Raw genomic sequence first — 26,966 nt, forward strand, 5'->3', positions numbered from 1 at the left:
AACCACACGACCCGTACTAGATCATTTACTCAGTTTATTCGTCTTTAGATTGTATTGATTTTGTTATATCTCAATCTCGTTTTTTGTGTATATTTCAGAAAATGACAAAAAACTATGCATTTTGAATTATTTTCTGAATATTTGTAGTATTTTGATTAATTATGTATTATAATAAATTTAACCAATAGAAAGGAGTGAGAGATGCATCATATATACTCGGATTACAGTTAAAGGAGGTGTCATAACACGCTCGCAATACGTTTGCTAAAAGTCAGTTGAACTGTAGAACCGATATGTGATAGACCATGATGGTAAAGTTAAGATTAATTCCCCTAAATGAACATGTAACATAATAAACTGCTTCTTATTCTTTTTAAAGATAGAAGCAGTTTTTTTATGTGCGTTTTTCTTTTCCGGATTTAATACATGTTTTCTCCACTTTGGCTAACACTTAAGATATACATTTACGTACAAGGTGGTGACTTTAATGATCGCCGTAAAATTACTATTAGTCGCAGTCTTAATTGCATTAACTGCTTTTTTTGTAGCGACAGAATTCGCTATTGTAAAAGTAAGAAGTTCAAAAATTAATCAGCTTCTAGAAGAAGGAAATAAAAAAGCCGTCTCTGCCAAACATGTTATTACGCATCTAGATGAATATCTATCCGCTTGTCAGCTTGGTATCACCATCACGGCTCTCGGGCTTGGTTGGCTTGGTGAACCGACGCTAGATCGGTTGCTTCACCCTCTTTTTACTACCTTCCATACGAATGAGCCGCTTGCTGGCATTTTATCTTTTGTCATTGCATTTGTTGTTATTACTTTTTTACATGTTGTCTTGGGGGAATTAGCTCCTAAAACGTTTGCTATTCAAATGGCTGAACAAATTACGCTGAACTTTGCAAAACCGATTATCGTGTTTTACAAACTTATGTATCCGTTCATTAAAATATTAAATGGATCAGCTCGTATGTTGACTAAGATTTTTGGTATAACGATGATTTCAGAAAATGAAGCTGCTCATAGTGAAGAAGAGCTGCGTATTTTGTTATCTGAGAGCTTCGAAGGCGGTGAAATCAATCAATCCGAATATCGATATATGAGCAAAATCTTTGATTTTGACGATCGTTTAGCTAAAGAAGTAATGGTCCCTCGTACGGAAATTGTGAGTGCTTCCAAAGACGACGTCGTAGAGGTTTTTTTGCAAATCGCAAATGTCGAAAAATATACGCGCTATCCAATTGTTGAAGATGGGGATAAAGATAAAGTAATCGGTCTCGTTAATATCAAAGAAATTTATAATGATATTGTATTCAACGAAAAAGACGGCACCAATACGTTAGAGTCATACGTCAAGCCTATTTTTAAAGTAATTGAAACCGTACCCATTCATGACTTGCTTGTAAAGATGCAAAAAGAACGTATTCAAATGGCTATTCTTTTTGATGAGTATGGCGGAACCGCTGGGCTTGTTACAGTAGAAGATATTATTGAAGAAATTGTGGGAGAAATTCGAGATGAGTTTGATACGGACGAAATTCCTTATGTACAAAAAATTAAAGACGATCATTATATTCTTGACGGAAAAATGCTCATTAGCCAAGTAAATGATTTACTCGGTACGGATATTAGCGACGAAGAAGTAGATACCATTGCCGGGTGGGTGTTAACCGAAAAGTTTGATGTGACCAAAAATGATATCATTCAGCACGAGCAATTTTACTTTAAAGTTCTGATTATAGAGGATTTTCACATTAAGTATATAGAAGTGAAAAAAAGAAAGAAGAAAGAAAAAAAGGATGATCATCATTAATCATCCTTTTTATTTATTCAAAATCCCTTTTACCAATCGTCTCCTCCATCAAAAAAATCTCCATCCAACAAATCCTCCCCGGCTTCTTCAATATCTTCTCCAATTTCACCAAGCGCCGAGTCTTCAAACATATCATCCATCAAATTCTCAATGAGCAGTCCGCCTAACATACCGGCTGCAAAACCTCCCATTGCTCCTCCTAACCCGCTCATACGTGGGTGGTGTGAATGCTGATCATAGTGAGGAGACTTATAATATTCATAGTCTCGAGGATTCTCCATCATCTCTTCCATCGCTTCTTCCAGCAAACGAGGGATAGTAGATGGCTGGCTTAGTTCATCATTTGTAAAAAGGAGTTCATTTTTTATTTCCCTCTCACGGCCGAAAGAAGGCAAATCTAGCTCCAACAGCACGCGGATCCCTTCTCGTTCAATGGCTACCTCAAACTCAACCTCATTTACATATCCCTTTAAGAAGTCTGTAGGGAAAAATGAAAATTCTTGTTTGTATCCGTTAAATTTTCCTGAATGATGTTTTTCTCTAAATCCAAGTGCTTCAAAGCCCTCTATTAGCTGATATAAGCTTTTTGGAGCTTTAATGCGCACAGGGTCCCGGTCTGTTGAGTCTACTCCCCCTTCAATATCTAAGTGTGTCTTAAAGAAATAGCTAACGTTGCTCGCAGAGATTGGAAGGTCCAAAGGTAAATGATATGTAAATGGAATTTCTTTTTTCTCGCCTTCATTAATTGTAAATGAAGAAGCTGCGCGCAGGCTTTCCACACGATGTGTATGCATTTGACCGCTTTTCAATTGAACTTCAAGCCAAAATTCAACATCAATTAAATTAATATGTTGCTGAACGTTTCCACCTTGGATGACAATAGCTCCTTCAATTACATGACCGAGCGTATAGGCCGTTTCATTTAATCGTAAATCCACTTTGGCAGCTCCAACTCCAATTTTAGCAAACATTTTTTTAAACATTTTTTTCCTCCTCCAAAATGCTCTTACTATATATACGAAGTATACCTTTTATAAGTTTCAACTTACAAAAAAAAGAACTCAATTTCTTGAGTTCTTTCTGCTAAATCAACGCTTCATTTTAATTCAATTATTTATTAAATTAAAACACCCAGCCCCAACAGCAGCGACGTCTTTTACAACCGCCGTGGTTACCGCCATGACAACCACCGTGACCTCCGCCATGGTTGCCACCGTGGTTACCGCCGTGGTTACCGCCGTGATTACCGCCGTGATTACCGCCGTGATTACCGCCATGACCTCCGCCATGGTTGCCACCATGATCTCCGCCATGGTTACCGTCGTGACCTCCGCTATGGTTGCCACCATGATGGCATTTTTTATGTCCAGAACGATGATCATCATCATGTTTAGGACAATGATCGTTATGCTTATAATCGTTATGACAGCATTTTCCTTCATGGCTACTTCTTGGATCATAGCCAGAAGTTTTGTAATAATACTGATTAGAACACCAGCAACACTTCTTTTTATTGTTGTAACTCACATAAACCATCCTTATCTATAAATAAGATTTATATAGGCAATTTTATACCTATATATAAATAGATTATGTAAACTAGTACAAGGAAGTGCATTGCTGTGGGCCATGACCTAAGCCTGTTTTTAGGAGTATGTACGGGGGAGATAAGACAAGAAAAAAAGCCATCTCTAGATGGCTTTTTTTATATTTGATTTTTCACTTTACTTGCGCTTTCTGCATAAAACTCTAGAATTTCTCTTCTTCTTACAATTCCAATAAATACACCTTGATCATCCGTTACAGGAACAAAATTTTGGTCAATTGCCTTTGAAAGGATGTTTTGAACTTCATCATATATAGCAACTGGGTTATAATCTTGATAGCGGTCAATCTCTGTTAATTTAATATTTTCCGTATCTTGAAAGCGATAGTCTCCTAGGCTTTTTAACTTCCAAAGAAGATCTCCTTCAGTAAGAACGCCCACATATTTACCATCATCGTCAACTAGCGGAACTGTAGAATAGCGATGATACTCCATTTTTTCAAGAGCCTGTCTTAATGTGGATTGAATATTTAGTGTTACAACATCACTTTTTGGTACTAAGAAAAATGCAATATTCATTTTTTAATCTCCTTTTCCTTACCCGTTCATCTTACAATTTCTATTTATTTTTTCAGTTTTCGGCTTATTTTAATGTTTTAATCATACAAAATGCAGCTCGCAGTTATCTTACATTTACAACTATAAGCTGTCAATCCTAAGCTATGTAATTTTGACTTATTATTTTCTTTATTACAGTACCCGTTTTCTAAATAATCAAATCCTAATTTTTAGAAAAACACGTTTAGTTAAAATAATGGTTCCTGCAGCTGCTTCTTTATACTAATAAGGGCCGGAAGAGCTACTTTCAGCTCTTCTTCTCTGCGATAAGAACGCAACTGAACCTCATTATATGCTATGTTTATACTTTTTGACTCATGAAAAAGTCCCACATGATTCGACTAGCATTGGGGCCTTTAGGGTCTGTATAGCTGCCCGCTGAATTCCCTCCTGACCATGCATGCCCCATTCCATTGATAATATATTTATCAATAGCCAATTCTCCCTTACTGCTTTCGTAGCGATATGTTGTATAATCCCGTCCAAAGAGAATTTTTTCTTCTCTCGTTTTAACCGGGCTATCTTGAATCCATCCATCTATTCTTCCGTTATAAGCAAGGTTATTCGTTGTAATCCACTGGTGAACCACTTGATCTGCATTGGCTACATTTACCGTAGAATCAGCGTTACCATGAAATACAATGAGCGGCAGTGGCTTTGCCCGTTTTCCCATTTGCTGATAAGCAATTCTCCCTTGTTTAACGGGGGAAGGACCTTTACTGGCCATGACAGAATACGCATTAAATACGTTAAGAGCCGCCTGATATTCGATACCTGCTGACACACCTATTCCAGCAAACAGTTCTGGATACGTTACCCCCATAACGATGCTCATTGCTCCTCCTGCTGACAGACCGGCAATAAACACTTTATTTTTCTGAATGAAGTGCATGTTTTGGACTTTTTTTACAATTCCTGCAATAATAGCTGGCTCGCCAAACCCTCTAATTTGATGAAGAGGTTCAAACCAGTTCCAGCATTTATTCATATTGGAGTTAGAAGACTGCTGTGGGTATACGACAATAAATTCCTTTTCATCGGCGAGCTCGTTCATTTGCGTGCCTATTGCAAAATCATCTGCATTTTGTGTACATCCATGCAGCATAACCATTAGTGGATAAGATTTTAAAATATGATAAGATTTAGGTAAATAGACCTTAAATTTTTTTCCTTTATGAGTATATGTTTTAAATGATTCAGATGACGCTTCTTGTTGTTCACTTGAAGACACAAGCGTTGACGTATTTATAACATTAGGTAGTGAACCCAACATGGTACCCCTCCTCTTTTTGTCAACGTTTTCATTTTTCTTCCCAATTACGTCCTGTATTACAATACTACATATTATTTCGTTTTTTTGCACGTTCTACATACTCTGAGAGTACAACTTATTTTGGTTTTAAGCCGTTTTTTATCTTCTTGAAATTTGGGATTTTTTTGCTATATATATACTTTATTACTATATATGAAAATTGTCACTATAATCATGAAAAAAGGACAAACATGCCGTTTGCCCTTTTATTTGGACCCTGATGTTTAAATACCTTTTGCCGAATTAAGCCTCTATACTTTTATTATATGATGCTCCCTATCATTTATATGAATTTATTGCTCTTCATGTTTAAATCTGTAACCTTTACTATTTCATACTCTGCTTTTTATTCACCACTTCTATCGTAGCAAACGGCAAGGTGCAGGTGCGGAAGCCACGTTGAAAAAGAAGAATCTTGAAGAGCAAATATTTTCGTTTAACCTCTGCTTCGTTGGCAACAATCGTACAAAGGCTGATTGCAATCACTCTTTTCCCCTCCTTTTGCTTAAATAGGCACAGCAAAGAGATGCTATTAGAGTAGATTCCTTTATTTTGCATACATTTTTTAGAAAACTATGGTAAAAATAAGATTTATCATATGGAGGTGAATAAATTGGCAAATATCCCAAAGGATACTGAGCCCTACTGGCGAGATCATTTAAAGTTTCCAACATACCCATCTCTTTCAGAAAATCGAAAAGTTGATGTTGTAGTAGTAGGAGGCGGTATTAGCGGTATTACAACAGCTTATTTATTACAAAAAGAAGGGCTGAACGTGGCGTTAATTGAAGCTGATAATATTTTAAATGGTACAACCGGTCACACAACAGCAAAGATTACAGCTCAGCATGACGTTATCTATGATGAGCTACTTTCACACATTGGCGAAGAAAAAACGCTGCTGTATTATAAAGCAAACGAACAAGCTCTGCAGTTTATGAAAAACTTAATTCAAACGGAAAACATTGACTGTGATTTTTCGGTACAAGATGCTTACTTATACGGAGAAACGCTGGAGTTTGATCATCGAGTTCGTAAAGAATTTCGAGCCTATCAGCGATTACATATTCCATGTGAATTTGCAACAGAGCTTCCTTTTAATTTTGATATTAGGGCAGCGGCTATTATGAAAGATCAAGCTCAGTTTCATCCGTTAAAATATCTGCTTCATTTAGTCAAAAAATTCACAGAAAGCGGCGGATTGATTTTTGAAAACACCGTAGCAACGGACGTAGAAGAAAGCACGTCGCCCACCGTTGTCACAAGAGACGGCCATCGAATTTCTTGCAAATATGTAGTGGCGTGTTCACACTTTCCATTTTATGATGGAGCGGGCTTTTACTATACGCGCATGTATGCCAAACGTTCGTATGTGTTAGCAGCAAAAGTTGAACAAGCTTACCCTGGAGGCATGTATTTAAGCGCTGATCAGCCTACTCATTCGCTGCGTTCAACAAAAGTTGACGGAGAAGAACTCATCTTAATTGGTGGAGAAGGCCACAAAGCTGGACAAGGAATTAATACTATGTTCCACTATGAGTCCCTTCAGGGGTTCGCTGAAGAAAATTTTACTGTTCAACATTTTCGTTATAAATGGTCTGCACAAGATTTATTTACGCTTGATAAAATTCCATATATCGGTCCCATTAAAGAAAGCAAGCCAAATATCTTTATTGCTACCGGATTTAAAAAATGGGGAATGACTCATAGCACCATTGCAGCACATATTATTCGAGATGCAATAACCGGAAAAGACAACCCATATGCAGAGTTGTATAATCCATCTCGTTTTTATGCGGACCCTAGCCTTAAGCATTTCTTTCGTCAAAATCTTGATGTGGCTGAACACTTTATTACCGGTAAGTTTTCAATGCCTGAAAAAGGACTGGATCAGCTCCAAAATGATGAAGGATCGGTCGTATATGTAAACAGCAAACGTACAGGGGCTTATAAAGATCCTCAAGGGAAGCTTCACTGCGTCGATACTACATGCACGCATTTAGGATGTGAAGTGAATTGGAACGCTGGTGACCGCACGTGGGACTGCCCTTGTCACGGTTCTCGTTTCTCTTACGACGGATCTGTGGTAGAAGGCCCTGCTAAAAAGCCGCTTACGCCAGTGGATGTCAATTCAAGCGATAAAAAAAGCACGCCGTAGGGCATGCTTTTTTTATCATTATCAATGGATTCACATTTGAGTTTACTCTTTACATCCTTCTTTTCTAAAGTATCGATTATACACCAAAACCATTGCATAAATGACTAAAAAAGAAAATGTAAAGATAATTAACCTTCCAGATTCAGGGACATGATCAAGATAGTCTGTTTCAAAAAACATAACAAACATCAAAAATGGCAATAAAAATAAAAACCAAATAAAATCTCGATCCATAAACATTTTTATAAAAAATAAAATGGCCCCGATGTAGACAATCATCAAAAACATAATCATTCACCAAATTCTATTTAATACTAGAGGTGTTGTAATGATTATATCGGATTTCTCCGGCGAAATATAGAGTCATTGGTTTTAATTTTATAAATTCCTTACAACTTTCAAACTGTTATTTTAACATAATAAGGGAATTTACTACTGTAAAGACTCTAAGTGAGCAAAGAACTGCGGGTAAGAGACGGATACCGCGTCGCGATTTTCAATAATTGTTTCCCCTTCTGCAATACAAGAGGCAACAGCGAGCATCATACCGATACGGTGATCTCCGTGGCTGTTTACATTTGCTCCGTGAAGTTTTGCACCTCCGTGAATAATCATTCCATCTTCCGTTGCTTCAATGTTAGCGCCCATTTTGGTTAACTCATTCACTACCGTATCAATACGGTTTGTTTCTTTGACTTTTAACTCTGCAGCATCTTTAATAACTGTAATCCCTTCTGCTTGCGTGGCAGCTAGTGCAATAATTGGGATTTCGTCAATTAAGCGTGGAATTAAGTCTCCGCCTACTTCTGTACCTTTTAAGTGAGAAGCTTCTACAACTAAATCTGCATAGGGTTCTGCGGTTTCTTTTGTTTCTTTGACTGTCTCGATCGAAGCGCCCATATTTGAAAGCACATCTAAAATACCCGTTCGAGTCGGATTCATCCCCACTTTTTGAATTTCAATGCGGCTGTTTGCAATAATAGCCCCCGCTACTAAAAAGAATGCAGCTGACGAAATATCACCAGGCACTTCTACATGCGTTCCTCTTAACGTTTGACCGCCTTCAATTGAAACGGTTAAGCCTTCTTCTTCGACTTTAACACCAAATGCCTCTAGCATACGTTCTGTATGATCACGCGATTTCGCCGGTTCCGTTACAGAAGTTGTTCCTTCCGCATGCAGTCCAGCAAGTAAAATAGCTGATTTTACTTGTGCGCTCGCAACGGGAGATGTATAGTGTATACCTTTTGCTTTCCCACCTCGTATAACAAGCGGTGTAAAATTAGCTTCTTTTCGGCCGTCTAAATGAATATTCATATCACGAAGCGGACCGGTCACACGCTTCATAGGGCGTTTGGCAATGGATTCGTCTCCAATCAATGTTGAATGAAAGGGTGTATTTGCTAAAATCCCCATCATGAGGCGAATCGTGGTGCCCGAATTTCCAACATCTAAAATATCAGATGGCTCTTTCAACGCTTGTATACCTTTTCCTTTTACCACGACGCTTTGTTCATCAATCATTTGAATATCTACACCTAGTTTTTGAAAGCAGGAAATGGTGCTAAGGCAATCGTCTCCTGGCAAAAATCCGTTAATCGTTGTTGTTCCTTCTGCAATCGAACCAAACATGACGGAACGGTGAGAAATGGATTTATCTCCTGGAATTTGAATCGTTCCTCGTAAAGCTTTTACTGTCACAATACGTCTCTCCTTTTATGCGTGAAGCGAATCACGAAATTCTTTCGCATCTGAAAAGTAATCAAATAATTCGTGACCGTCACCTTTTTCTACTAATAGTTTTACTTGTTCCATTTCTTTCATCCAGTCATCAAGCAATGTTAAAAGCATAGAACGGTTTTGTTTTAGTATATCTCTCCACATATGAGGGTTGCTTGAAGCAATTCTCGTAATATCTCGAAAACCGCCTGCTGCCATTTTCGTGACAAGATGATTCTGTGCTGAATATCCTTTTACTTGTCTTACAAGACTGGTCGCAATCACATGAGGTAAATGACTGACAACTCCAGTGATTTGGTCATGAGTAGCTGCATCAAGCGGTACAAATTGTGCACCTGTAGGCTCTAGCAAATGCATAAGCGCATCTATTTTTTCTTTTTGCTCATTTTCAAACGGCGTTAAAATATAGCGCGCCGAACAAAATAAATCCGCTCGTGCATTGACTGCACCGCTCGTATGAGAACCAGCCATCGGATGTCCGCCAATAAATGAAATACGTTTTTTATTCAGCGCTTCGGCTGATTTCATAATTTCACCTTTGGTACTTCCGACATCCGTTACGATAACCGTTTCTTTAAGCTTCCAAGTAGAAAGGTCGTGTATCCATGCTGTCGTGTACTCTACTGGAGTAGCAAGCACGATATAATCTGCTTGGGCTGCTTCTGTTTTTATATCTTCAGCTACATAATCAACGATACCTAGCTGGTTGGCTACTTGTACTTCATTTGTATTGATATCAGCTCCAACGACTGTGACGTGACGATGCTTCTTCATAGCTAGCGCTAATGATCCTCCAATAAGACCAACGCCAATAAGTAATACACGTGTTTTCACCTTTCATTCTCCTCTATTCATTAAAATTGCTTTGCGTATTCTTCATGTTTTTTTACGTTTTCTTGAATTAACTGAATTCGATCTGCTCCAAATTGATCGATAATAGCAGATGCTAGTTCCCAAGCAATCACTGATTCTGCTACAACCGCTGCCGCTGGTACTGCACAGCTGTCTGAGCGTTCAATACTTGCAGCAAATGGCTCTTTTGTATCAATATCTACACTTTGCAGCGGCTTGTATAAGGTAGGAATAGGTTTCATGACACCTCGCACAACAATCGGCATCCCTGTTGTCATGCCTCCTTCTAAACCTCCAGCATTGTTCGTTTTACGCGTATAGCCGTTTTGTTCATCCCATAGAATTTCATCATGGACTTCACTTCCCGGTCTGCGAGCTGCTTCAAAGCCTACGCCGATTTCAACGCCTTTAAACGCGTTAATGCTCATAATAGCAGCAGCTAGCTTTGAGTCTAACTTACGATCATAGTGCACGTAACTTCCCACTGCAGTAGGCATTCCTTCTACTACTACTTCCACTACGCCACCAATGCTGTCTCCATTTTCTTTTGCATCATCGATTGCTTTCATCATTTTCTGTCCCGCTTCTTCATCTAAGCAGCGAACAGGCGACGCTTCTGTTTTTTCCTGAAGTTCTGTCAGTGACTCATATGCCGTTTTTTCAGCTTTGACGCCGCCGATTTCAAGTACGTGACATGCAATATTTACGCCTACAGCTTTTAGTACTTGTTTGGCAACTGCGCCTGTGGCTACTCGTACCGTCGTTTCACGAGCAGATGAACGTTCCAATACGTTTCGCATATCTCTGTGACCGTATTTAATCGCTCCATTTAAATCCGCATGACCTGGACGAGGTTTTGTAATTTGTCGCTTCACTTCTTCATCATGATCAACTGGATCAGCACCCATAATATTTCTCCAGTGAGTAAAATCTTTGTTTTCAACGACTAAAGCAATGGGTGAACCAAGCGTCTCACCGTGGCGAACCCCACCTTTAATCTGAACTTGATCTTTTTCAATCTGCATGCGGCGTCCGCGCCCATGTCCCTTTTGTCTTCTTGCTAAATCTTCATTAATATGTTCGGCTGTTAATTCAAGCCCTGCCGGTACTCCTTCAATAATCGCTGTTAATTGAGGTCCGTGCGATTCTCCTGCTGTTAAATATCTCATATTATCGATTCCTTTCTGTTATAAAAAATAAAAAACTCGCCCCTACGTCATAGGGACGAGCTTTTCTCGCGATACCACCCTAGTTGCAAACATTGCTTGCCACCTCGAATTGTTAACGATCCGCTGACCGCTCTATAAAAGAGTACTCAAAGAGTGTAATTCGCTCACATTTGTGTACTGACTTCCACCAACCGTCAGCTCTCTGAGACAGGGAAATGTTTGCTACTAGTTTCTTATCACTGTATCACTATGAAATTAAGATAATTTTACTGCTGCACCTTTTAATTCTTCCATGAATTTGTGGAATTCAGGAATGTTCATTTGCTGTGCTGAATCTGATAGTGCTACTGCTGGGTCTGGATGAACTTCTGCCATTACAGCATCTGCGCCGATAGCAATCGCTGCTTTTGCACATGGTAATAGTAAGTCTTTGCGTCCTGTTGAATGCGTTACGTCTACTACAACTGGTAAATGCGTTTCTTTTTTCAAGATTGGAACAGCTGAGATATCTAATGTGTTGCGTGTTGCACGCTCGTATGTGCGGATACCGCGTTCACAAAGAATAATGTTTCCATTTCCACGAGACATAATGTATTCAGCAGCGTTAATGAATTCTTCAATTGTTGCTGCCAATCCACGTTTTAAAAGAATTGGTTTGTCTACAGAACCTGCTGCTTTTAATAGCTCAAAGTTTTGCATGTTACGTGCACCAATTTGAATCACATCTACGTAGTCTAGAGCCGTTTCAATATCTTGAGGAGAAACAATTTCACTAATAATTGATAGGCCTAGCTCATCTCCTACTTGACGTAAGATTTTTAATCCTTCCACTCCAAGTCCTTGGAAATCGTAAGGTGATGTACGTGGTTTGAACGCTCCGCCGCGCATTAATGTAATGCCTTGTTCTTTAAGCGCTAAGCCCACTTCTTTTACTTGTTCGTAGCTTTCTACTGCACATGGTCCCATTACAAATTCTAAGTTTCCAGGTCCTACTTTAGTACCGTTGATGTCAACAATTGTATCTTCGGATTTCTTTTTACGAGATACAAGAAGTGCTTTGCGGTGGTCGTCTTCTTGAAGCTCTAAGCTAGCTTTGAAAATTTCTTTGAAAATATGCTGAATTGTTGAAGCTTCGAATGGACCATTATGGTTAGCTAAGATTTGATCTAACGATTTACGTTCACGAACTGGATCAAAGCGATTCACACCTTGTGTACCTTTTACTTTTCCAATTTCTTGTGCGATTTCACCGCGTTTGTTTAATAATTCTAAAATTTCTAAATTTATTTCGTCGATTTGTCCTCGTAATTGTTCTAATGATTTTGTCATTTTAAAAATCCTCCTTTGATTTTATAACCTCGAACGGACTTTCTCGTTTAGTTTGTATTGAAAAATCCGTTTTACACCTACACAGCCGCTTATGCGGATATACAAAAAGTCCCTACTGATTGTATCAGTAGGGACGAATTGATCGCGGTACCACCCTAATTGCAAGCATTGCTTGCCTCTTCATTAAGATAACGGCTATTGCCGCTTTTGACTATCGCCAAAAGAAAGCTCCAAGAATGTAATTCGCAATCTCTTTTGTACTGATTCGCACCAACCATCAGCTCTCTGAATACAGGGAAGATTTTGCTACTATGCTCTTTTCATCGCTTGTAATGGATATAAAATTATAACGGACCGAAATACAAAAAGTCCCTACTCACCCTTAAGATTTTTCTTAAGAGTCAGTAGGGACGAAAATTCGCGGTACCACCCTAGTTGCAAGCATTTTGCTTGCCTCTTCATTAAAATAACGGCTAGGCCGTCTTTTCCTGCTCGGAAAAGATGCTCAAGGAATGTACTTCGAAAAAATTTGTGTTCTGACTCGCAGCAACCGTCAGCTCTCTGTTACAGGGAAATTTTTTCTACTAGTGCTCCTATCAACGCTCAGTATTGACTATGTATGTGTACTTGGATAATCAGTTCCGATCGTTTGAAACTGTTTGTCGCTTCCAAGTTGTGTGTAATGTTGTGTGATGTTGATTTGTATTATGAATGGTTTTTTTATCTTCGTCAACACTTTTTATTAATTTTTTTTATTTTTTTAAAACCACAGCTCTTTCAAACCCTTCTCTATCAAGAGTTTTGCTACTCTAATTTTTTTCAAACTTGTATTCCATTTCAGATTCACATTCAATAAATCCATGTTTTTGATACAAGCTTTTTCCAGCGGAAGAAGCATTTAACCATATTCGATTTACGCCACTTTTTTGGCAGTACTGCATCAAATGCTTTAAAATAGCTGAAGAATAGCCGTGCTTTCGGTGATCAAAAGCTGTATACATGTTCATAACATATGCTTCTTTTCCTTGGAGGTTACTCGGTGAAGGCGGACGTATAAAAAAGACGATGCTTCCTGCTGATACAATTTCTCCATCCGCTTTTAAAATGGCCGTATAGCTATTTGGATTATTTATATTTGCAGTAAAATATTCTTCTGTAGCTTTTTGAAACAGCTCCTCGTTCCCGTTTAATTCTCCCAGTTCTTTCATGAGCAACATTCGCAGTTTAACCAAATCCTGAACGTTTTCTAGCGCTGCTTTTTCAACCATGGCTTCCCCTCTTTTCGTCTCTTTTACACAAAAAAACTCTCATTATTTGAGAGCTTCATTTAAGCAAGAAAAACAGCTCCGTATACGAGTGCTCCGACAATAACGAACGCTGGATGCACGCGCAATTTTTCTAATAAAAGAAAGCTTGCTGCTACTAAAAATAAAGTTTGCCATATACCTGAATCACCATATGAATTCATAAAAAATTCATACGCCATCAAGCCCAGTAAAATGGCGATAACGGGACGAATGTAGTTCGTCATTTTCTTAACATTTGGCGAATCTTTATACTTAAATAATATTCGAAGTAAAATAACTAAAAGTAAAACCGATGGAGCAATCGTTGCAAAAAGAGCAATCACAGAACCTAAAATCCCTGCCTGCTGATATCCGATAAACCCCGCCATTTTTGTTGCAATCGGACCAGGAAGCGCATTTCCAATTGCCAGCATTTCACTAAACTCTTTGACCGTAAGCCAATGATAGTGATCCACGACTTCTTTTTGAATAAGCGGAATCGACGCTGGTCCGCCTCCATAGCCTAAAATATTTGAAACAAAAAACGCCATAAATAGCTGAATATAAATCATACCGATTCCCTCTCTTGCTTGTGTTCAGCACTTTCGCCTTTTTTTCCTTTTCGTTTTAGCGGAATCCAAGCTGCTGCCATAAGAACAATAATAATAACCGCTGGATGGATATGGGCAAATTCCATTAATCCTAAGCTAATAATCAGTAAGATAATAGCTGGCGTCCACCCTAAACCAGACGTTGATTTTTTAAAAAAGTCCCACGTCATAACCGCGAGCATAACTCCCACTACAGGAACAACTGCTTTGGTCATGCCCATAACCCACGGCTGATCTTTAAATTGCGTTAAAGTTGTTAACAGCAATACCATTAAAAAAACGGTTGGAATAACGGCTGCAAATAAAGCTGTCCCGAGACCCAAAATACCACCGACTCGATAGCCGATGTATCCAGCCAGTTTTGTAGCAATAGGCCCAGGAAGCGTATTGGCGATTGCTAATAAATCGCCAAATTCATCGTCATCCATCCACTTGTACGTATCGACCACTTCTTTTTTCACGAGTGGAATAGCTGAAGGTCCGCCTCCGTAGCCGAGCATACCTGAGCGAAAAAACGCTATAAAAATATCCAATTGTCGCATTTCTCGCGCTCCTTTCTCTGTGATCTAATAAGCAACGACCGCTCCGTCTGTTCGCGCTTCTGTGCCGCCGTATAATACACCGGTTTGTTCATCTCTTAAAATAATCTGCCCTCTTCCAAACGTATGTCTGCTCGTAGCCACATGAATATCATGCCCTTTGCGTTCTAATGCTTCTACAATATGTGAAGGCATTTCTTTTTCCACAAGAACTTTTTTATGTTCAATCCACTGCCATCTTGGTGCATCTAAAGCTGCCTGAGGATTTAGATGGAAATCGATCATATTCATGACGACTTGCACATGTCCTTGAGGCTGCATAAATTTGCCCATTACACCGAATGAACCTACAGCGCTTTTATTCTTTGTTAAAAATCCAGGAATAATGGTATGGTAGGTCCGTTTTCCAGGCTCTAATCGGTTATGGTGCTGTGGGTCTAACGAAAAATTATGCCCGCGGTTTTGCAGGCATATGCCCGTATTAGGTACGACAAGTCCTGAGCCAAAATCCATGTAATTACTTTGAATGAATGATACCATGTTTCCTTCTCCATCAGCTGTCGCTAAATAGATCGTGCCGCTATGAGACGGCTGTCCGGCTTCGGGAATAAGCGCTTTTTCACCAATCAGCCCTCTGCGCTTGTTTGCATAAGAATCATTCAACAAATCTTCAACTGCTACTGTCATTTTATCAGCATCTGTAATGAATTTTTGTCCATCTGCAAACGCTAGCTTCATGGCTTCAATTTGCTTGTGGTATGTATCGACAGAATCTTTGGCATCGAAAGAAAAGCCTTTTAGCGTATTTAAAGCTAAAAGTGCAATAAGGCCTTGGCCGTTAGGCGGAATTTCCCACACATCATATCCTCGGTAAGAAGTTGAAATCGGCTTCACCCACTCTGCTTTAAAAGCTGCTAAATCTTCTTTTGCTAAAAATCCGCCGTGTTTTTTCGAAAAAGCTGCTATTTTATCAGCTAAATCCCCTCTATAAAAAGATTCTCCATTCGTTTCGGCAATTTCAAGCAGGGTAGTAGCATGGTCTGGCGATCGCCACATTTCCCCTACTTTAGGAGCTGATCCATTGTTGGTAAATGTCTCAAACCAGTGCTTATATTCGTCACCTTTTAACGCGTGTGTAAATCGTTCAAACGCTCGTTCCCAATTGTACCCTAAAATCGGGGAGATTGGGAACCCTTCTTGTGCATATGAAATAGCAGGCTGCAGCACTTCTTTTAACGATAGCCGCCCAAAGCGTTTTGACAGCTCCGCCCACGCACTCGGGGCACCTGGGACCGTAACAGGAACAAAACCGCGAGCGGGCATCTCTTTTATCCCCATGGCACGCAGAGCCTCAATAGAGATAGAAGCAGGAGCAGGACCGCTTGCGTTGAGTCCGTATAGCTCTTCATTGATCCACACAAGAGCAAATGCGTCTCCACCAATTCCATTTGAAGTAGGCTCTACAACCGTTAAACAAGCCGCGGAGGCAATAGCAGCATCTACCGCATTGCCTCCTTTTTTCAACATTTCAAGACCCGCTTGAGCGGCAAGAGGCTGACTGGTTGCTACCATTCCATTTTTTCCAAACGTACACGTACGCTGCGATGCATAGGGGTGTGTAAAAAAGTATTCGCTCATAGAAAATCTCCTCTTTTCTTTATATGATGAATAAAACGAATCTTTACAGACTAGACAACGCTACCTCTTCCTCGTAAACTTCTAATGCTGCTTGCAAAGCAGAACCTGCATTCACGGTTGCACCGTTTCGAATAAGCACTGCTTCAAGACCAGCCAATGTAAATAGAACGTTGTCTTTTCGACAGCTGTATCCCATTGTACCGATACGCCATATTTTTCCGTGCATCGGCCCAAAAGAACTTGCAATTTCAATCCCAAATTGTTCAAGGAGTGTAGAACGAACTGCCTCTCCGTCAATACCTCGGGGAATTAAAACACAAGTAACGGTTGGAACTTTTGAATCCTCATCTCCGAATAAAGATAATCCCATTGCTTTAATACCGGCTACAAGTGCTTTTTCATGGAGGCGATGCCTTGCAAATCTTTCCTCTAATCCTTCTTCTAAAATAACGCGCAGCCCTTCTCTTAAAGCATAGAGCATGGACGTTGCTTCCGTGTGATGATTTAATCTGCGCTCACTCCAATAGTCTTGAAGCTGACTCAAATCAAAATAGTTGCTGATAATATTTGGACGCAGACGAACAGTTTGAGCATCTGCTTTTGTGGCAATTCCTTTTTCAACTTTTTTGCGTTCCATGATAATTTTTTCAATACGATCATTGTACGTAATAGGTGCCATGCCGGACGGAACAGATAAACACTTTTGTGTGCCTGCAATCAATGCGTCAATGTTCCACTCATCTACTTTTACATCCGTACCCCCAATAGTGGCTACTGCGTCGACGATAAATAAAACATCTTGGTTGCGGCATGCAGCACCAATTTCTTTAAGAGGCTGCATTCTTCCTGTAGACGTTTCACCATGAACCATTGCAACAATTTTCGGATTTACTTTTTTTATTTCACGGATAATTGTTTCAGGGTCAAATACTTCTCCCCATTCGCATTCAATATTGTGTACATCAGCTCCGTAGCGCTCGGCAATTTCCGTTAATAAATAGCCGAAGCGGCCGAAAATCGGAACGAACACTTTATCGCCAGGCTCAATTACACTTGCAAGAACTGCTTCAATCCCAGCTCTAGACGTTCCATCAACGGGAAAAGCCCATTTGTTTTTGGTTTGAAATAGTTCACGAAGCATTTCCATCGTTTCGTTCATAATGTGCGTAAATGCGGGGTCAAACTGACCTAAAATAGGTGTTCCTAATGCTCTTAATACGCGGGGATCTGCTTCTACGGGTCCGGGGGTCATAATCGTACGCGGCGGTGTATGAAGCTGTTTTGTTATAGTCATGTCAAATTCCTCCTAGTAGGCAAGTTTATATAATAGTTCTATTAAGACCTTTACTCCTTTTTCTAACTGTTCTCCTTTGGTGAATTCCTTTGGGGAATGGCTGATTCCATCTCGGCTCGGTACGAATAACAAACATGTTGGAACTCTTCGTCCGAATACCTGCGAGTCGTGTCCTGCACCGCTTACTAATTCTCGGGAGGAGATATTCTTTTCCGAGGAAATAATTTTTGAAAGTTCAGATAATTTTTCGCTCATGGCGACAGGTTTTTCATCCATCCAGCAGTCGATATTCACTTCTAAATCCCCTGCTGTTCGCTTTATAATTTCCTTCATTTCTCGTTCTGCCTCTTGTAAAGCCTCATATTCATGATGTCTTATATCGACCGTGAATTCTACATATCCTGGTATTACATTCGGTGCATTTGGAGAAAGTGTAATTTTGCCAACCGTTACGTATAAAGCGTTATGATATTTTTCGCTCAATTCAATAAATGCTTTAGCAAGTTTGCAGCTCACATAAAATGCATCTTTTCTGATGTTCATCGGGGTTGTGCCCGCATGGTTACTTTCACCTTTAACAGATACTGTAAATCGTTTCTGCCCGACGATACTAGAAACAATTCCGATATCGCAATGAGACATTTCAAGCTGCTTTCCTTGTTCGATATGCAGTTCGATAAAAGAAGCGATGTCCGTGCGGTACGGCTCGCTGTGGAGGCCTTTTCCGAAATTGAGCTGTTTCATTGCGTCATCCAGCTTAACCCCTTCTTTATTTATAACATGTTTTGCATCACTTTTGCTGTGTAATCCATTCATATTACCTGATCCCCAATACGTAAGAGGAAATCTACTGCCTTCTTCTTCACAAAGTGATACGACCTCTAAGGTTTTTGTAGGGGATCCGTAATGCGCATATAGGTACTGCAGAGCAATGATACCTGCCACAACACCAAACGCCCCGTCATACTTTCCTCCGTTTATCACGGTGTCGATATGGGATCCTGTTAAAATAACTTGTTGTTCTGAACTCGTTCCTTGCAACCGTCCAAATAAATTTCCTACATCATCGTAATACGTTTTGAGGTGAAGTCCCTTCATTTTTTCTTCCAATGCCTTTTGAGCTGCATTCCACTGTTCCGTATATAAAAGCCTCGTGACCCCTTCTTTTTCATCTAACCCAAACTGTGACAGCCAGCTAACGTTTTCTTCGATTTGCTGACAAAGCTTAGATTTTCCCGTCATATCTGCAACCATTGCTATCCCTCCTGCTATCTTCATTTTAAGAAAATGACTGATTGTTTTCATTAACACTTCCTACAATGATTTAGTGTTTTTTTGGCTATTATCACTAAATATATAAAGTCTTATATACGTCACTTTTTCTAACATTATATGTTATTTATTTTATCTTACAGGATTGAATACACTTCTTCATTAACAATTTATACATTTTTTTCTGAAAATTTTATTTATTTTAACTAAACTTTCTTATAAAATAAAAGATAGATAAAGATACGCGCAGGGAAATGTGAGAATTTTTAACAAAAGGAGTAATAAATAATGGAACTACAAACTCTTTTACGCATTCCAATTTATGAGAAAGCATCTGTAGTAGCTGGGCAAAAAGGAGTCACCCGCAAAGTACATAACGTCAATATGATGGACGCACCCGATATTTTATCTTTTTTAAAAGAAGGAGAATTTTTAATTACAACGGGTTATCACTTCAAAGAACATGAAGAAAGCTTAGCAAAACTTGTAGAAGGAATGGCTAAAAAGAAATGTGCAGGATTGGCCATCAAAACGAAGCGCTTTTTCGAACACGTGCCTGCTTCTATTTGTCAGCTAGCTGATGAACTTCACTTTCCGATCATTGATTTCCAAACGGACGAAACGTTAGGCGCGGTTATTAACGAATCTCTCAGCTTTATTTTAGATAAAAAAACAGCCGAGCTTCAGCAAGCGATGGTCACACATCAGCTATTTTCCTCATACATCTTACAAGGAAAAGGCATTGAGAAAATTATGCAATCCATTCAAACGTTATGCAATGCTCATGTTGCCCTTTTTGATACCCATGGCCATGAACTCTTTTATACAAACAAACGCGAACCTTTTTCACTCCCGATGGAAGAAGCGGTAGCGGGGGCTAAGCAGCTGTTTTTACGAATGTCAAAATATACAACCTTTTCCTTTTTACACACCAAAAAAACCGTTACGCTTTTTCCGATTGCGACACATACAAGAAAGTACAGTTATTTACTTATTGAACATCAAGTTTCTTTATCCGATTCAGCGCTCCTAACGATTGAACAAGCGACAAACGTTTTATCCTTCGAAATGATGAGGCAGCAGGCTTTGTATGAAGCTGAACGGCGACGAAAAAACGATTTTTTCAATCAGCTTGTTAACAATTATTATAAAACGCTTGAAGATGCTTCCTTTCAAGCGCAGATGATGGGCTTATCAGCAGCAAACAGCTATATTTGCGCCGTCGGGAAAATCCACTCTACATTCACGCCTTACAGCGATGATGATATGATCTATGAGCTCCTTCACTATGAGTTATCAGCAGGTCATCCAGAGGCCATTTTGTTTTTCTATGACAATCTTTATATTCTTTTGTTTACACCTCATTCTCAACCTATGATTATAGAATGCTTGCATCGCTTGCAGGAAGCTGTTTACCGTCACTACGATAAGCGAATGTCATTTGGAGTTGGAAACCAAAGCCAATCTCTACTTACAATCGCTGACTCATATAAAGAAGCTGTTGAAGCTCTTGAAACCATCCATTTTAAAGATCAGTCGAAGCTTATTCAATTTTATCAGCCAAAACAGTTTAAAGAACTGCTGAGGTTGCTTCCAGCAAACGATTTACAGGATTACTATTCTCAAACATTAGAAGGTTTGCTGCAGTACGATAAGAAAGATCGCTCCATCTTACTTGACACGCTGGAAACATATCTAAATTCCAATTGCCAAATCTCAGAGACCGCTAAGCAGTTATTCGTTCACCGGAACACGGTGATCTATCGAATTGAAAAATGCGAAGAATTATTAAAAAGACCTATTCACACGTCAGAGGAAACTCTTAGGCTGCGCGTGGCTTTTCAAATTTTTTCTCTTGTGCATGCTAATTAAGTATAAATACAATAAAAAACGCCTGAGTGGATACTCAGGCGTTTTTTATTGTATTTCATATTATTTATTTCGCTTTTAATTTAGACTGTACTGATTGTAATTTCCCCGCCATCGTATGATTTTCTTTATCACGGCGATCATCAATTCGTAAATTTGTACATACGCGCTGAATGCCATTTTCAAAAGGTACTTCATGCATCTCTTGAACAATTTTTAGCAGCGTGCTTAATTCCCCTTCAATCAATGTATTCATAGGGGTTAATTGGTATGTAATTTCATTTTCATGCTTGGCCAACACTTTTTGAATATCAGCTACGTACTGACTCACGCTTGGCGTTTCCGTACCTACCGGAATAATGGTTACATCTACAATAGCCATGTTATACACTCCTTTTATTTGTTCCCTAGTTATCATACCAAATCGCGCAAAAATTTCCTACTTTTACGTTTATGGTGCATAGAAAAAAGGAATAGTTCTACAACTACTCCTTTTTGTTACACTCTTATAGGTAACGCTTTGCTCCTAAGTAACGTTTTGACCAGTAAGAGTTGCTTAGTGATGTGATTGTCACGCCTGTTGAAGAACCTGCATGCATGAATTGACCGTTTCCGATATAAATTCCAGCATGACTAGCTCCTGGTTGGTACGTTTCAAAGAAAACGATATCGCCAGGCTGAGGTGAGCTTACACGCGTACCAGTTTGATAGATGCTAGCAACTGTACGAGGAAGACTTACACCTACTGCATTGCGATATACATAGTTAAGGTAACCACTGCAATCAAAGCCTCCAGGCGCAGCTCCACCCCAAACATAAGGTGTTCCCATAAAACGTTTACCATATGAAATAACTTTTGAAGCTGAGCTTGAGCTTGTGCTGCTTCCTGTTGATGTTGAAGGTTTTGAGCTGCTAGAGCTGCTTGAATTTAATTTATTCAGCGTATCTGGACCCGCTTCTCCGTCTACTAATAAACCATTTGCACGTTGAAATGATTTTACTGCACTTGTTGTAATTGAGCCAAAGTAGCCTGTTACACCAGCTGAGAAGTAACCTTTATTTTTTAGTTTTTGCTGAAGGCTGCTTACTGCTGAACCTTTCATACCTTGACGTAAAATAGTTGAGCTGCTAGAGCTAGAACCACCAGTTGAAGCGCTAGAACCGCCATTTTTTAATTTATTCAACGTAGCTGGACCCGCAATTCCGTCCACAGACAGTCCGTTTGCACGTTGAAATGCCATTACTGCATTTTTTGTAATTGAACCGAAGTATTGAGTCGTAGTTCCTTTAAAATAGCCTTTATTCTTTAGCTGCTGCTGTAAAGATTGTACGTTTGGTCCAGTTGAACCAACGCGCAGCAATGAACTTGAGCTAATTGATGAACTTGATGAGCTTCCGCTTCCTAGCAGTTTATTAAATGTAGATGGACCTGCAATACCATCTGCAGACAAGCCATTTGCACGCTGAAACGACTTTACTGCGCTAGTCGTGATTGAACCGTAATAGTTTGTTGTTGTACCGTATGTAAAATAACCTTTGTTTTTTAATTTTTGCTGTAATTCTTTCACATCTGAATTACTTGTTCCTGGGTGCAGCGTAGCATCTCCTAAAGCAGCTTCACTAATTGTAGGTACTACTGTTAAAGATCCACATAACGCTAACGAATATATCAACTTTTTCATAAAAAAAGGTTCCTCCAATGCCATAATCTACTAATCTATAAGACGTTTACATTGTAACAACACATTATTACAAAATAACATCACTAATATTACATTTATGTTACAGGAAACGACAGTAGCGCAGGTGTATGGTGTATATTGTCGTAGTTTATTGTCGTTTAACACTTAATAAGTTCGACAAAAAAGCTAATATATTCCAATATTATTCCTTTTCCTACACTAATAATAGGTAAAAAATCACCCGTAACATTATCTTTATATTTCAAAAAAAACAATTTATTTTTTTTTGAAATGTGAAACTTTTTTAAAATTTATTCGTTTAGCGGATTTGTTCCCCTCTTTAGTAAAACAGCTTTTCTTCTAAAAATTTATATTATTTCCATATTAATGAATAAAAAAGCGAGGGCTGAAAAAAATAGTCTTGTTATGTTTGAAACAAGGAGGATTATTTTATGAGCCATAAAGGCATTCATGGTACAAATGTTAGCGGATCAGGTGACTCGGAAGACAAACGCTATGCAGCCGGAGAAAACGAGCAGACGCTTACAACGCGTCAAGGTCACCCCATTCGTGATAACCAAAATTCTCGAACGGTAGGCAACAGAGGACCTGCTACTCTTGAAAATTACCAGCTGATTGAAAAACTTTCGCATTTTGATCGTGAACGTATACCAGAACGTGTTGTTCATGCCCGAGGAACCGGAGCTCACGGATATTTTGAAACTTACGGAAAACTTGGGGATGAGCCCGTTGAAAAATACACCCGCGCAAAAGTTTTTTCAGGAGCAGGCAAACAGACGCCCGTTTTTGTCAGATTTTCTACCGTAACTCATGGAAAGGACTCTCCAGAAACAATGCGAGACCCAAGGGGATTTGCTGTAAAGTTCTACACAGAAGACGGAAACTGGGACTTAGTAGGAAATAACCTTAAAATATTTTTTATCCGCGATGCTATTAAATTCCCTGATTTGATTCATGCTTTTAAGCCCGATCCTGTGACAAACCGTCAAGATACCGAGCGTATTTTTGATTTTATTTCTCACACCCCTGAGGCTATGCATATGATTACTTTTTTATTTTCACCTTGGGGAATACCTGCTAACTATCGGCAAATGCAAGGTTCCGGTGTTAATACATATAAGTGGGTAAACAAAGATGGCGATGCGTTTCTTGTGAAATACCATTGGGAACCAAAACAAGGAATTAAAAATTTGACCCAAAAGCAAGCAGAAGAAATTCAAGCTAAAAATATCAGTCACGCCACTCAAGACTTGTATGAAGCGATTGAGAGCGGTAACTACCCAGAGTGGGAACTTTGTATACAAATCATGGAAGATGGAGAGCATCCTGAACTGGATTTTGATCCGCTTGATGACACGAAAATTTGGCCGGAAGACCAATTTCCATTTCTACCAGTAGGTAAAATGGTCCTAGATAAAAATCCAAGCAACGTATTTGCTGAAACGGAGCAAGTCGCATTTGGTACGGGTGTACTTGTAGACGGGCTGGATTTTTCTGATGATAAAATGCTGCAAGGAAGAACGTTTTCCTATTCCGACACGCAGCGTCACCGGGTGGGAACAAACTACTTGCAGCTGCCTATTAACGCGCCGAAAAAACATGTAGCAACAAATCAACGCGACGGTCAAATGGCCTATCATGTAGATGCTGCTCCAGGTCAGAACCCGCACGTGAATTACGAACCTTCTTCTCTTGGAGGTCTTCAAGAAGCGCATGACCATCCAAAACCTCATCAGCCTTATGTTGAAGGAAATGTAAAAAAAGAAAAAATTGATCGCACAAATGACTTTAAGCAAGCTGGTGAACGCTATCGTTTACTAGAGGACTGGGAACGTGATGAGCTTATTCAAAATTTAGTAGACGGCTTAAAATGTTGTCATCATACCGTTCAAACAAAGATGATTGAGCTTTTAACTCAATGTGATTTTGACTATGGCAATCGAGTAGCAAATGGCATTGGTCTTCTAATGCATGATGATGGTTCCCTAGAAATTGAAATGGGAGCAGAAATGACTCCTACATACGGCAAATTGCCAAAAGAAGGCGGTTCACCGTTAGGGAGCAACAAAGCTGCTGATGCGGTAGAAGAAGCTAATGAAAAAGGACACGATGCTCATCCTTATTAACAAAAAACATCCTGCAGCGACAGCAGGATGTTTTTTGGGTTAAACGCTTATGACCAAGTAACGGCAAACACATGGTAGTCATTTTTTAACTGTGGCGCATCAATGGGTGTCCCGTGCTGATATCCTTGTTTCACTCTTTTAGGATGTAAGGGTTGAACCCATTCTTTCACTTGCTGTTTTGTACCATTTGCTAAAATATATACACAATCAGAAAATGCCCCGTCATTGTTTGGACTATCAACTTTTAGTACTTCCACTAACACATCTTGGACACACGTTTTTCTCTGAATACACATAAGCGTATGGTAGATAATATCAGCGGACACATCGTTATTTAAACGAAAGCCCACCTTTTTTTGTTCAAAAAAAGACGAGAATGAGACGATTGGTAATGTCTTTTTTTGTTCATACGCTTGAGATAAAATCTTGACAAGAACTTCTCCACTCAAGATGATCCCTCTTTCTAAAAAACGCTTCATCACAACATATGTGAGCATTTATTATGCTCATAGGATAATATATTATCATAGTTTAATTCTGTGGTGTTAGTCTTTTTTGGGGTTTTTACACTGGGAATTATACCCGCCTATTTCTTGCGTTTCCCTGACGTTCTCGCTACTAGCAACACAATTATTAATAAAATAAATACCCCTGCCCCTGCAAACATATCATATAAGAAATCAAGCATCATACTCCTCCTCTTCCTTCAAAAAAACGCTGTTAAAACCAAGCGTTTTAACAGCGTTTTTTCGTTAGATAAAGCCTAGCATATTAATAAATACAATGATAATTAAAACAGGTGCAATGTATCGAATAGCAAGAAGCCATAAAGAGAACCAGCGCTTCACATTCGTTGAACCGTGCTTAAATTCTTCAATTAGTACATCTTTTTTCATTTTCCAAGGAACAAAGATGGCAATTAAAAGAGCACCTAGTGGCATAAGGATATTACTTACAAGAAAATCGAAAGAGTCAAAGATGCTTTTTCCAAAGATCGATACGTCACTTAATAAACCATACGATAGTGCTGAAGGTATTCCTACCACGAAGATTAGCAAGCCCGAAATCCAAGATAGCTTTATACGCTTATGCTGCTCTCCTTTGGCTAAAGAAGCAACAATAATTTCTAACATCGAAAACGCAGATGTCAAAGTGGCAAATAAAAACAGCGCCAAAAAGAAAGTTTGAAACACAATTCCGAACGGAAGCTGTTCAAAAATAGAAGGCAATACAATGAATAAAAGACCTGGTCCTTCCGTCGGTTTTACACCCATTGAGAAGACCGCAGGGAAAATTGCCAGTCCTGCTAGTAAAGAAATCAAAATATTTAACGCCGAAATTGAAATAGCCGATTTTGGCAAGTTTTGCTGCTTAGATAGATACGAACTGTACGTAACCATAACTGAAACGCCTACGCTAAGGGAAAAGAATGCTTGTCCCATCGCAAACAAAATGGTTTGGGATGTAAGCTTTGAAAAATCCGGATACAAAAAGAAAGATACGCCTTCCATTGCCCCGTCTAATGTTAAAGAACGAATAATGATAATAATAAATAAAATAAAGAGAGCAGGCATTAAAATTTTGTTTGCTTTTTCAATACCATTTTGAATGCCTCTTGCTACTACAACAATTGTTAAAAGAAGAAAAACAAGTTGAGAGATAACAGCACTTGTTGGATTAGCAATGGTCGAGTTAAATAAACTCCCGTAGTCACTTACTCCATTCAGCTGACCCGTGACGCTTGCAAAAATATATTGCAAAATCCAGCCTCCTACTACACTATAGAAGGATAATAAAATAAAGCATGTGATCACACCTAAATACCCGATTCCTTTCCATAGGGAACCGGGAGCAACTGCATCATATGCACGAATTGCTTCTTTTTGTGTATGTCTACCTAGTACAAATTCAGCGAGTAAAAGCGGCAAACCAATAATTGCTGTAAACAGGATAAACAGTAAAAAGAAGGCCCCTCCTCCGCTTGTTCCGGCTACATAAGGCAGTTTCCAAATGGCTCCGATTCCAATCGCGGAACCGGCAGATGCCAAGATAAAGCCGAGTTTTGAGGTCCATTGTTCGTTTTGACTCATT

23 protein-coding genes, 1 pseudogene and 3 other annotated features are annotated in these 26,966 nt (G+C 39.2%); of the genes and pseudogenes, 4 read left to right on the top strand and 20 right to left on the bottom strand.

The genetic code is table 11. The features are described 5' to 3' along the window. Nucleotides 1–487 precede the first annotated feature (487 nt). A complete protein-coding gene (locus ACFX4E_RS11925; RefSeq protein WP_028409138.1) occupies nt 488–1,813 on the top strand; it encodes a hemolysin family protein in 1,326 nt (441 codons plus the stop codon). A gap of 29 nt (nt 1,814–1,842) precedes the next feature. Here the strand turns inward: ACFX4E_RS11925 and ACFX4E_RS11930 are convergent, their stop codons facing one another. The 5 genes from ACFX4E_RS11930 to ACFX4E_RS11950 all read right to left on the bottom strand — a co-directional run bounded on the left by ACFX4E_RS11930 (nt 1,843) and on the right by ACFX4E_RS11950 (nt 5,775). Then, nucleotides 1,843–2,796, bottom strand: coding sequence for a sporulation protein (locus tag ACFX4E_RS11930; RefSeq protein WP_377238163.1), 954 nt, complete (start codon nt 2,794–2,796; stop codon nt 1,843–1,845). Between the two features lie 123 nt (nt 2,797–2,919). Then, on the bottom strand, nt 2,920–3,255 hold the full coding sequence (locus ACFX4E_RS11935) for a hypothetical protein (protein WP_377258995.1): 336 nt from the start codon (nt 3,253–3,255) through the stop codon (nt 2,920–2,922). 263 nt (nt 3,256–3,518) lie between these two features. Then, nucleotides 3,519–3,938 carry a CBS domain-containing protein gene (locus ACFX4E_RS11940; protein WP_013057690.1) on the bottom strand — a complete coding sequence of 140 codons (420 nt, stop codon included), beginning with the start codon at nt 3,936–3,938 and terminating at the stop codon, nt 3,519–3,521. A gap of 340 nt (nt 3,939–4,278) precedes the next feature. Further along, nucleotides 4,279–5,250, bottom strand: coding sequence for an extracellular catalytic domain type 1 short-chain-length polyhydroxyalkanoate depolymerase (locus ACFX4E_RS11945; RefSeq protein ID WP_016764703.1), 972 nt, complete (start codon nt 5,248–5,250; stop codon nt 4,279–4,281). A gap of 366 nt (nt 5,251–5,616) precedes the next feature. Continuing rightward, complete coding sequence (locus ACFX4E_RS11950; RefSeq protein WP_155920453.1) at nt 5,617–5,775, bottom strand: hypothetical protein; 159 nt, start codon at nt 5,773–5,775, stop codon at nt 5,617–5,619. A 127-nt stretch (nt 5,776–5,902) separates the two neighbouring features. On the opposite strand from ACFX4E_RS11950, the gene ACFX4E_RS11955 reads away from it, so the two are divergent. Continuing rightward, on the top strand, nt 5,903–7,447 hold the full coding sequence (locus tag ACFX4E_RS11955) for an FAD-dependent oxidoreductase (protein ID WP_377258998.1): 1,545 nt from the start codon (nt 5,903–5,905) through the stop codon (nt 7,445–7,447). 42 nt (nt 7,448–7,489) lie between these two features. Here ACFX4E_RS11955 and ACFX4E_RS11960 read toward each other — a convergent pair whose 3' ends face one another. The 11 genes from ACFX4E_RS11960 to allC form a co-directional block, all read right to left on the bottom strand. Then, nucleotides 7,490–7,735 (bottom strand): hypothetical protein, encoded by a 246-nt coding sequence (locus ACFX4E_RS11960; RefSeq protein ID WP_013057694.1) that lies wholly within the window; start codon nt 7,733–7,735, stop codon nt 7,490–7,492. 144 nt (nt 7,736–7,879) lie between these two features. Further along, nucleotides 7,880–9,148, bottom strand: coding sequence for a 3-phosphoshikimate 1-carboxyvinyltransferase (aroA, locus tag ACFX4E_RS11965; RefSeq protein WP_377579731.1), 1,269 nt, complete (start codon nt 9,146–9,148; stop codon nt 7,880–7,882). Nucleotides 9,149–9,163: 15 nt separating this feature from the next. Further along, nucleotides 9,164–10,021 carry a prephenate dehydrogenase gene (locus tag ACFX4E_RS11970; protein ID WP_377238166.1) on the bottom strand — a complete coding sequence of 286 codons (858 nt, stop codon included), beginning with the start codon at nt 10,019–10,021 and terminating at the stop codon, nt 9,164–9,166. A gap of 20 nt (nt 10,022–10,041) precedes the next feature. Further along, nucleotides 10,042–11,208, bottom strand: a complete 1,167-nt coding sequence (gene aroC / locus ACFX4E_RS11975; RefSeq protein WP_013057697.1) for a chorismate synthase — start codon at nt 11,206–11,208, stop codon at nt 10,042–10,044. Nucleotides 11,209–11,256: 48 nt separating this feature from the next. After that, nucleotides 11,257–11,457 (bottom strand) — a binding site (T-box leader). 6 nt (nt 11,458–11,463) lie between these two features. Further along, nucleotides 11,464–12,537 (bottom strand): bifunctional 3-deoxy-7-phosphoheptulonate synthase/chorismate mutase, encoded by a 1,074-nt coding sequence (locus tag ACFX4E_RS11980; protein WP_013057698.1) that lies wholly within the window; start codon nt 12,535–12,537, stop codon nt 11,464–11,466. 126 nt (nt 12,538–12,663) lie between these two features. Next, nucleotides 12,664–12,870, bottom strand: a binding site (T-box leader). Nucleotides 12,871–12,940: 70 nt separating this feature from the next. Beyond that, nucleotides 12,941–13,146 (bottom strand) — a binding site (T-box leader). Between the two features lie 200 nt (nt 13,147–13,346). Further along, a complete protein-coding gene (locus ACFX4E_RS11985) occupies nt 13,347–13,805 on the bottom strand; it encodes a GNAT family N-acetyltransferase (protein WP_029322642.1) in 459 nt (152 codons plus the stop codon). Nucleotides 13,806–13,864: 59 nt separating this feature from the next. After that, nucleotides 13,865–14,395 carry a chromate transporter gene (locus tag ACFX4E_RS11990; RefSeq protein WP_028409146.1) on the bottom strand — a complete coding sequence of 177 codons (531 nt, stop codon included), beginning with the start codon at nt 14,393–14,395 and terminating at the stop codon, nt 13,865–13,867. Next, nucleotides 14,392–14,976 carry a chromate transporter gene (locus ACFX4E_RS11995; RefSeq protein ID WP_028409147.1) on the bottom strand — a complete coding sequence of 195 codons (585 nt, stop codon included), beginning with the start codon at nt 14,974–14,976 and terminating at the stop codon, nt 14,392–14,394. The genes ACFX4E_RS11990 and ACFX4E_RS11995 overlap by 4 nt, the downstream gene beginning before the upstream one ends. 24 nt (nt 14,977–15,000) lie before the next feature. Next, nucleotides 15,001–16,611, bottom strand: coding sequence for a gamma-glutamyltransferase (gene ggt, locus ACFX4E_RS12000; protein WP_377238167.1), 1,611 nt, complete (start codon nt 16,609–16,611; stop codon nt 15,001–15,003). Between the two features lie 43 nt (nt 16,612–16,654). Continuing rightward, entirely contained in the window at nt 16,655–17,905 is a 1,251-nt protein-coding gene (locus ACFX4E_RS12005) for a pyridoxal-phosphate-dependent aminotransferase family protein (RefSeq protein ID WP_098334412.1), read from the bottom strand. 12 nt (nt 17,906–17,917) lie between these two features. Further along, nucleotides 17,918–19,159, bottom strand: coding sequence for an allantoate deiminase (gene allC, locus ACFX4E_RS12010; RefSeq protein ID WP_255257721.1), 1,242 nt, complete (start codon nt 19,157–19,159; stop codon nt 17,918–17,920). Between the two features lie 306 nt (nt 19,160–19,465). On the opposite strand from allC, the gene ACFX4E_RS12015 reads away from it, so the two are divergent. Further along, nucleotides 19,466–21,049 (top strand): PucR family transcriptional regulator, encoded by a 1,584-nt coding sequence (locus tag ACFX4E_RS12015; protein WP_377579734.1) that lies wholly within the window; start codon nt 19,466–19,468, stop codon nt 21,047–21,049. Nucleotides 21,050–21,113: 64 nt separating this feature from the next. On the opposite strand, the gene ACFX4E_RS12020 is transcribed toward ACFX4E_RS12015, so the two are convergent. Beyond that, nucleotides 21,114–21,428 carry an MTH1187 family thiamine-binding protein gene (locus tag ACFX4E_RS12020; RefSeq protein WP_028409152.1) on the bottom strand — a complete coding sequence of 105 codons (315 nt, stop codon included), beginning with the start codon at nt 21,426–21,428 and terminating at the stop codon, nt 21,114–21,116. 124 nt (nt 21,429–21,552) lie between these two features. Beyond that, the gene (locus ACFX4E_RS12025) at nt 21,553–22,728 is read right to left on the bottom strand and encodes a C40 family peptidase (RefSeq protein WP_098334410.1); all 1,176 of its coding nucleotides are present in this window, start codon (nt 22,726–22,728) and stop codon (nt 21,553–21,555) included. Between the two features lie 452 nt (nt 22,729–23,180). Here ACFX4E_RS12025 and ACFX4E_RS12030 point away from each other — a divergent pair. Continuing rightward, nucleotides 23,181–24,705 (top strand): annotated as a pseudogene (locus tag ACFX4E_RS12030) (catalase); the annotation flags it as partial. Nucleotides 24,706–24,922: 217 nt separating this feature from the next. Here the strand turns inward: ACFX4E_RS12030 and ACFX4E_RS12035 are convergent. Together ACFX4E_RS12035 and ACFX4E_RS12040 are read right to left on the bottom strand one after the other, a co-directional pair. Beyond that, nucleotides 24,923–25,324 carry a hypothetical protein gene (locus ACFX4E_RS12035; protein WP_013057709.1) on the bottom strand — a complete coding sequence of 134 codons (402 nt, stop codon included), beginning with the start codon at nt 25,322–25,324 and terminating at the stop codon, nt 24,923–24,925. Nucleotides 25,325–25,627: 303 nt separating this feature from the next. Next, a complete protein-coding gene (locus ACFX4E_RS12040) occupies nt 25,628–26,965 on the bottom strand; it encodes a sodium-dependent transporter (protein WP_028409155.1) in 1,338 nt (445 codons plus the stop codon). Nucleotide 26,966 lies beyond the last annotated feature (1 nt).

Origin of the sequence: Priestia sp. YIM B13491 (genome assembly GCF_042787605.1) — a bacterium.
GTDB classification, from domain to species: domain Bacteria; phylum Bacillota; class Bacilli; order Bacillales; family Bacillaceae_H; genus Priestia; species Priestia megaterium_E.

What these genes read in the sequence shown, in the direction of transcription:
- ACFX4E_RS12020 (WP_028409152.1), bottom strand. Translation starts at nt 21,428, where the DNA reads ATGGCTATTGTAGATGTAACCATTATTCCGGTAGGTACGGAAACGCCA.
- ACFX4E_RS11930 (WP_377238163.1), bottom strand. Translation starts at nt 2,796, where the DNA reads ATGTTTAAAAAAATGTTTGCTAAAATTGGAGTTGGAGCTGCCAAAGTG.
- ACFX4E_RS12015 (WP_377579734.1), top strand. Translation starts at nt 19,466, where the DNA reads ATGGAACTACAAACTCTTTTACGCATTCCAATTTATGAGAAAGCATCT.
- ACFX4E_RS11945 (WP_016764703.1), bottom strand. Translation starts at nt 5,250, where the DNA reads ATGTTGGGTTCACTACCTAATGTTATAAATACGTCAACGCTTGTGTCT.
- ACFX4E_RS11925 (WP_028409138.1), top strand. Translation starts at nt 488, where the DNA reads ATGATCGCCGTAAAATTACTATTAGTCGCAGTCTTAATTGCATTAACT.
- allC (WP_255257721.1), bottom strand. Translation starts at nt 19,159, where the DNA reads ATGGTTGCAGATATGACGGGAAAATCTAAGCTTTGTCAGCAAATCGAA.
- ACFX4E_RS12025 (WP_098334410.1), bottom strand. Translation starts at nt 22,728, where the DNA reads ATGAAAAAGTTGATATATTCGTTAGCGTTATGTGGATCTTTAACAGTA.
- ACFX4E_RS11935 (WP_377258995.1), bottom strand. Translation starts at nt 3,255, where the DNA reads ATGAAGGAAAATGCTGTCATAACGATTATAAGCATAACGATCATTGTC.
- ACFX4E_RS11985 (WP_029322642.1), bottom strand. Translation starts at nt 13,805, where the DNA reads ATGGTTGAAAAAGCAGCGCTAGAAAACGTTCAGGATTTGGTTAAACTG.
- ACFX4E_RS12005 (WP_098334412.1), bottom strand. Translation starts at nt 17,905, where the DNA reads ATGACTATAACAAAACAGCTTCATACACCGCCGCGTACGATTATGACC.
- ACFX4E_RS11960 (WP_013057694.1), bottom strand. Translation starts at nt 7,735, where the DNA reads ATGTTTTTGATGATTGTCTACATCGGGGCCATTTTATTTTTTATAAAA.
- ACFX4E_RS11990 (WP_028409146.1), bottom strand. Translation starts at nt 14,395, where the DNA reads ATGATTTATATTCAGCTATTTATGGCGTTTTTTGTTTCAAATATTTTA.
- ggt (WP_377238167.1), bottom strand. Translation starts at nt 16,611, where the DNA reads ATGAGCGAATACTTTTTTACACACCCCTATGCATCGCAGCGTACGTGT.
- aroC (WP_013057697.1), bottom strand. Translation starts at nt 11,208, where the DNA reads ATGAGATATTTAACAGCAGGAGAATCGCACGGACCTCAATTAACAGCG.
- ACFX4E_RS11980 (WP_013057698.1), bottom strand. Translation starts at nt 12,537, where the DNA reads ATGACAAAATCATTAGAACAATTACGAGGACAAATCGACGAAATAAAT.
- ACFX4E_RS11940 (WP_013057690.1), bottom strand. Translation starts at nt 3,938, where the DNA reads ATGAATATTGCATTTTTCTTAGTACCAAAAAGTGATGTTGTAACACTA.
- ACFX4E_RS12040 (WP_028409155.1), bottom strand. Translation starts at nt 26,965, where the DNA reads ATGAGTCAAAACGAACAATGGACCTCAAAACTCGGCTTTATCTTGGCA.
- ACFX4E_RS11995 (WP_028409147.1), bottom strand. Translation starts at nt 14,976, where the DNA reads ATGCGACAATTGGATATTTTTATAGCGTTTTTTCGCTCAGGTATGCTC.